7 protein-coding genes are annotated in these 5,783 nt (G+C 64.0%); 2 read left to right on the forward strand and 5 right to left on the reverse strand.

The features are described from left to right. Positions 1 to 95: 95 nt before the first annotated feature. Genes L0C59_RS10925 through L0C59_RS10945 form a run of 5 tightly spaced genes read right to left on the reverse strand, consistent with a single transcriptional unit; the run spans position 96 to position 4,479 of the window. Positions 96 to 521, reverse strand: a complete 426-nt coding sequence (locus L0C59_RS10925) for a MaoC family dehydratase (RefSeq protein WP_243091356.1) — start codon at positions 519 to 521, stop codon at positions 96 to 98. After that, a complete protein-coding gene (locus tag L0C59_RS10930) occupies positions 499 to 1,248 on the reverse strand; it encodes an alpha/beta fold hydrolase (RefSeq protein ID WP_243091357.1) in 750 nt (249 codons plus the stop codon). The genes L0C59_RS10925 and L0C59_RS10930 overlap by 23 nt, the downstream gene beginning before the upstream one ends. Continuing rightward, positions 1,241 to 2,014, reverse strand: a complete 774-nt coding sequence (locus L0C59_RS10935; protein ID WP_243091358.1) for an alpha/beta fold hydrolase — start codon at positions 2,012 to 2,014, stop codon at positions 1,241 to 1,243. The genes L0C59_RS10930 and L0C59_RS10935 overlap by 8 nt, the downstream gene beginning before the upstream one ends. After that, a complete protein-coding gene (locus L0C59_RS10940) occupies positions 2,001 to 3,479 on the reverse strand; it encodes a class I adenylate-forming enzyme family protein (protein ID WP_243091359.1) in 1,479 nt (492 codons plus the stop codon). Before L0C59_RS10940 ends, L0C59_RS10935 begins: the two co-directional genes overlap by 14 nt. Beyond that, positions 3,472 to 4,479 (reverse strand): 3-oxoacyl-ACP synthase, encoded by a 1,008-nt coding sequence (locus L0C59_RS10945; protein WP_243091360.1) that lies wholly within the window; start codon positions 4,477 to 4,479, stop codon positions 3,472 to 3,474. The genes L0C59_RS10940 and L0C59_RS10945 overlap by 8 nt, the downstream gene beginning before the upstream one ends. 91 nt (positions 4,480 to 4,570) lie before the next feature. Between L0C59_RS10945 and L0C59_RS10950 the strand changes: the two genes are divergently transcribed. After that, positions 4,571 to 4,885, forward strand: coding sequence for an AfsR/SARP family transcriptional regulator (locus L0C59_RS10950; RefSeq protein WP_243091361.1), 315 nt, complete (start codon positions 4,571 to 4,573; stop codon positions 4,883 to 4,885). A 9-nt stretch (positions 4,886 to 4,894) separates the two neighbouring features. Further along, complete coding sequence (locus tag L0C59_RS10955; RefSeq protein ID WP_243091362.1) at positions 4,895 to 5,236, forward strand: bacterial transcriptional activator domain-containing protein; 342 nt, start codon at positions 4,895 to 4,897, stop codon at positions 5,234 to 5,236. The last annotated feature ends 547 nt before the right edge of the window (positions 5,237 to 5,783 follow it).

The following is a 5,783-nucleotide window of genomic DNA, read 5'->3' on the forward strand; positions in this document are numbered from 1 at the left end:
AGGAAGGCGCGGAAGTCCCTTGGGGTTATGCCCTATGGAGGTTTTGACGTGTACATAGGAAATCCCGTTATCTTCCGCATACTTGCCTCCTTACCCTAGGGCCTTGCGCCCATAGGTTCCTCGTACAGCACCACGGCCTCGCCTTCAATGACCCTTTCTCCCCGCTGGTTTTCGCAAGAGGTATCCAGGGTCAGGACTAAGCCGCCCTTTTCCCTTTCCCTCACCGCTTTGACCACGGCGGTGGCGGTGATGGTGTCCCCCAGGTAGGTGGGCCTCAGAAAGCGCAGGCTCTGGGAGAGGTAGACGGCTCCGGTACCCGGTAGCTTGGTGCCGATGACCGTGGAGATGAGGCCGGCTACCAGGATCCCCTGGGCGATTCGCCGGCCAAAGCGGCTTCCTTGGGCATAGGCTTCGTCCACGTGTAAGGGATTGGTGTCTCCCACCGCCCCCACGAAGAGGGCCACGTGGGCCTCGGAGATGGTTTGGGTGTAGCTGGCCTTATCTCCCACCTTGAACCTCACCTTGCACCTCCTTGAGGAAACCTTCCAGGATGCCTTTTAGCGCCCCCGGGTTTTCCACGTTCACCGAGTGGCCTGTTGTCTCGAGGACAAGCAGCTTTCCCCGGGGAAAGAAAGCGGCGGTTTCCTCTGCCATGGCCCGGGTGACGAGGGGGTCTAAGGAGCCGTGGATTACCAGAACCGGCCCTGAGTAGGCCTTCTCCAGCCGCCAGGCCGCCAGGGCCTGGGCGTTACCCTGGAAGTGGACGGGATGCATCCTTTGCGCCTTCTCCACCAGCTCGGGGAACCAGGGGGGTCTACGGGTAGGGGCCATGGTGGCCAGGGCCTGCCCCAGGGCCTCCCGGTTATGGCGATAGCTCTCCAGGATGGGGTAGTAGGCCTCTGGGGTGTTCAACCCCGAGGGCGGGGCGGAGTTGATGAGTACGAGCCCCCGTACCTTTGTGTGCGCCGCTTCCATCACCACCGCACCTCCCAGGGAGTGGCCCACCAGGATGGCTTCTTCCGCGCCCTTTTCCCGCAGGAAGATCCTCAGGGCCTCGGCGTAGGCGGGAATGGAGGGGATGAAATCCTCAGGGGCTGGGCTTTCCCCGAAGCCCGGGAGGTCGGGGGCCAGGAGCCAAGCCCCTACCGGGGGATCTTGTAAGAGTTCCCGCCACCATTCCTTACAAGCGAAGTTTCCATGAACAAGGACTACTGGGATTCCCTTCCCGCTTTCCAGATAGCTAAGCATAGACTTCCTCCAGGAACTCTCGCACCAGGCGGGCGAAGACCAGGGGGTCCTCCAAGGGCGCCGCGTGCCCTGTAGGCAAGGCCTTTAGCCTTGCCCTTAAGCCCTCGGCCAAGGCCTGGGCATAGGGCCTTGGGAAAAGCAGGTCGTCCTCCCCGTAAAGGACCAGGGCCGGCAGAGCGAGGCCCGAGAGATGGGGCCTGAGGTCCTCAAGGGCAAGAAACCCCAGAAGAAGCCTTTCCTGGGCCTTGTCATCCGGTGCCTGGGCCACCAGGGTGGCAAGGCCCTCCTCCTGGAGGAGCTCGGGGTGGGCGTTAAGGAAGCGGGCCCCGAAAACCCAGGGCAGGGCTACCCTTAAGCGCAAGGGGGTACCCCCAGCCTTTAGCGCGTGGAGCCAGCTTTGCACCTTGGCCGTTAGGGCGGGGTCCAAGTAGGGGGTGGTGCAGGCCAAAACCAGGCCCCGAAAGCGTTGGGGTGCCCGAAGGGCCGTCTTCAAGGCCACGATGCCCCCGTTGGAAAGGCCCACTAGGGTGGCGCCTTCCCAGCCCAGACCTTCCAGGAGGCCGAGGAGGTCCTGGGCGTGGGCCTCTGGCGTGTAGAGGCCCTGTGGGGCCTCGCTTTCCCCCTGGCCCCGCATGTCGTAGCGGAGAAGGGTGTAGCCCTCGAGGTGGGGTACCACGGGGTCCCAGCTTTCCAGGCGCTGGAAGATCCCGTTAAGAAGCACCACCTTTGGCCCTTCTCCCTCCACGCGGTACCTAAGCTTGGCCATGTTCCGCCTCCCAGATCCTTTTCAGGGCCTCCTTCTGCACCTTCCCCGGTCCGGACTTGGGGAGCTCCTCCACAAAGACGATGTGTTTGGGCACCTTGTACCCCGCCAGGCGTCGCCGGAGAAAGGCGCGAAGGACCTCGGCCTCCACCGCTTCCCTCAGGGCCACGAAGGCTACCCCCACCTCGCCCCACCGGGGGTCCGGCACCCCCACCACCGCCGCTTCCCGTACCGCCGGATGGTCGTAGAGGGCCCGCTCCACCTCCACGGGGTAGACGTTTTCTCCTCCGGAGATGAACATCTCCTTTTTACGCCCTGCGATGTAGAAACGCCCCCCCTCGTCGCGCAAGGCCAGGTCCCCGGTCCGGAGCCAGAGCCTTTCCCCGTCGAAAAGAAAGACCTTGGCGTTCTCTTCAGGGCGGCGGTAATACCCCTTCATGACCACGCTTCCCGAAAGCCAAAGTTCCCCTGCTTCCCCCACCTGGGCTTCCCCTCCATCCTCCCGCACCAGGCGGGCCTTTAAGTGGGGCATGGGCCGGCCCACGCTCTCGGGGTAGGCCTCGGCTTCCTCCAGCTCTAGGGTGAAGCAGTTTACCCCACACTCCGTGAGGCCGTAGCCCTGCTTGAAGCGCACCCCTTTCCGGCGGAAGGCCTCCCGCACCGGGCTGGGGCAGGGAGCTCCCCCGGAGATGGCGAAGCGGACGAAGGAGAGATCAGCTTCCGCAAAGCCGGGGGTTTCCAGGAGCATCTGGAACATGGTGGGCACCAGGAAGAGGAGGGTGGGGCGGTGGGCCTGGGCGAGGGCCAGGTACTCCTCAGGGTGGAAGCGCTCCTCGATCACCACGCTCCCTCCCAGGTAGAGGAGAGGGGTGGCCACGGCGTTCAAAGCGGCGTGGAACATGGGGGTGGCCAGGATGTACCGGTCGTCCCGGGTAAGCCCCCAGGAAAAGGCGGTCTGGACCGCGTTGATCAGAAGCTGACGGTAAGGGATCAGGGCCCCTTTGGGCTGGCCGGTAGTGCCCCCGGTGAAGAGGAGGAGGGCGGGGTCTTCCAGCCCTACCCTGGTGGCCTCCCCTATTTCCGCCCCCTCGAGGAGGACCTCGAGGGGAAGGGCCTGGGGATCCAGGGCCTGGGCTGTTTCCTGGAAGCCTTCCCCATAGAAGAGCACCCGGGGCTCGGTGTAGGCGTAAAGAGCTTGGAGTTCGGGCAAGCTAAGTCGGTAGTTGAAGGGGGTGAGGATATGGCCGAGAAGGGGGCCCGCGAAGAAAAGGTCCAGGTACGCCGGGTGGTTCCAGGCGAGAAGGCCTATCCGGTCCCCTTTACCCACCCCCAGGTCCCGCAGCACCCCGGCGGCCTGCCGCGCCCTCCGGTAAAGATCCCCGTAGGTTAACCACCCTCCCCGGAAAAAGAGGGCCTTCCGCTCCGGATGGTAACCGGCAAGCTGCCCTAGCCAGTTGGGCTCAAGCATACAGCCTCCCTTCCAGGCGGAGTACCGCCGCCCCGTAGAAGTACCCCACCCCTGCTGCTGCCAAGGCCACCAGGCTCCGCTCCCGCAGAAGCCCCTTGTCCCAGGCCAGCTTTAGGGAGAGGATGGGATCCAGCTGCCCCAGGTGGCCGAAGCGCTCCAGGTAGAGGGATTGCTCCTCCCTCAGACCTAGGCTCTCCAGCACCGCCCGATGGGCGGAGCGCTTCATGTGGAGGAGGGCCAGGTAGTCCAGGTCGGCCTCGGTGTAACCTGCTTCTGCGAGAGCCTCCTGTATAGTTTCCACGAAATTGGGAATGGAGGTGGCATCCAGGCGGTCTTTCATCGTCTGGGGATTCTCCACGCGCAGGCGGAACTCGGACAGGTTCCCCGGGTTTAAAGGGTTCCGGGTTCCCCCCACGGGCACCTTGACCATGAGGGCCAGGGTGGAGTCCATGCGGTGGGCAAGGCCCAAAAGCCGGAGCCCTGGCCCCTCCCGGGTGAGGACCACGGCGCCACCCCCTGCGGCCAGATCGTAGAGGAAGCGGGTGTTGGGGTCCCGGTAGTCCACCAGGTCCCCGTTGCGGTAACCTCCTGCCACCAGGATCACCTGAGCCTCCTTGCGGGTGGTGAAAAGCCCTCGGGCTACCTCCAGGGCCCCCATGAGGGAAGCGCACTTCTGGTTGAGGTCCAGACCCTTGGCCCTCGAGGCCCCAAGGCCCAGGGCCAGGTAGGGAGCCGTGGCCCAGACGGGGTAGTCCTTGTGCTCCTCCACGATGGAAATCACCCAGTCTATGGCCTCTCCAGGCATGCCCGCTGCCTTGAGGGCAGCTTGGGCAGCCCAGAGGGCCATATCCGCAGGGTGATCCTCAGGTCCCGGCACCGGTTTTTCCAAGATGCCCAGCTTTTCCCGCACCACCTCTGCGGGCAGGCGGGCCCAAAGGGCGATCTCCTCGGCGCTTACACGACCCTCCGGCAGATAGATCCCAAGGCTACGCACGACCATCTACCCCACAGGTTAGGGAGGGGGTGTTACCCGGGCGTTACAAATCCACCAGGGGGGTGGGACGTACAGTAAAGAAGGTTGGGGGATATACGTGGCCACTTTGCACCTCTTGGGAGGGGAGTCGCTTAAGCTAGGGGACCTACAGGTGGTGTTGGAGCGCAAGGCAGCCGGGGTCCTGGCGTACCTGGTCCTCGAGGGCCCTACCCCCCGTTCCAAGCTGGCTGGACTTCTTTGGCCCGAGAGCCACGAGCGGGCTGCTCGCAACAACCTGGTCCAGTCCTTAAGGAGGCTTCGGGGAGCAGCAGGCGGGTATGAGGCCGTAAGGGGGGAGGGGGTGCTTCACCTTGCCCAAGGCTTGGAAGCCGAAGTTGCCCAGCTTGTACGGTTTGCCCTCCAGGGGAGGTAGGCCCTGGTTGTGGATCTACAGGGCGAACTGTTAAGGGGCTACGACTACGACGACTGCCCCGACTTTGCCGGCTGGGTCGAGATTGAGCGGGAGCACCTCTTGGGGTTGTGGCGGGAGGCCTTGGAGACCGAGGCTGGGCGGCTGGAGGTGGAGGGCGAGCTGAGGAAGGCCCTGGCCTTGGCCCTCCGTCTAAGTGAGGCAGACCCCTTTTCCGAGGAGCACCTGCGCCGGGTGATGCGCCTGCACTATCTGCGGGGGGACCGGGGGGCACTTACCATCAAGGCCGGGAGCAGCTTGATGGGGAGTTTGGGGTGGACCCTTTACCCGAGACCCAAGCTCTGGTGCGGGTGATCGTGGGCGGGGCTGCCCTCTCCCTGTCAAGACCGCGGCCTAGGCGGGAGATTCCCCTGTCCCTCTAGTAGCCGCCTGTGCTGGTGGGTCGGGAAGAGGCCTGGGCCCGGATGGAGGAGGCCTGGGGGGCAGGGAGGTTGGTTTTCCTCGCAGGTGAGCCGGGTATAGGCAAAACCCGTCTCCTGAAGGATTTTGCCAGCACAAAGGGTTCCTTTGTCTGGATGTCGGGTCTGCCAGGGGATCAGGGAACGCGGTCGTGTCAAGATTTATGCCTTCGTTTGCCACTTCAAAGCTCCACCCCAGCTATTTGCAAGGTAGCCTGACGGCTGACCAGCAGGACATGCCAGCGGTGGTTCATTTGGGGTAGGGGCCCTAAAGAGGCGGATGCCTTGGTTTTGGAGAGCCTTGAGTGCGTCTTCTACCCAGACGTAGGTAGCCAACAGGAGGGTTTCTGCGGCAAGCTACGGGCTGTGCCCGTGACCAAGTTAATAAGTGCCCTCCCACTAAAAAACCACCTCTACTCCCCCTAACGCCCGCAAGGCCAACC

Source organism: Thermus neutrinimicus (genome assembly GCF_022760955.1).
GTDB lineage: Bacteria > Deinococcota > Deinococci > Deinococcales > Thermaceae > Thermus > Thermus neutrinimicus.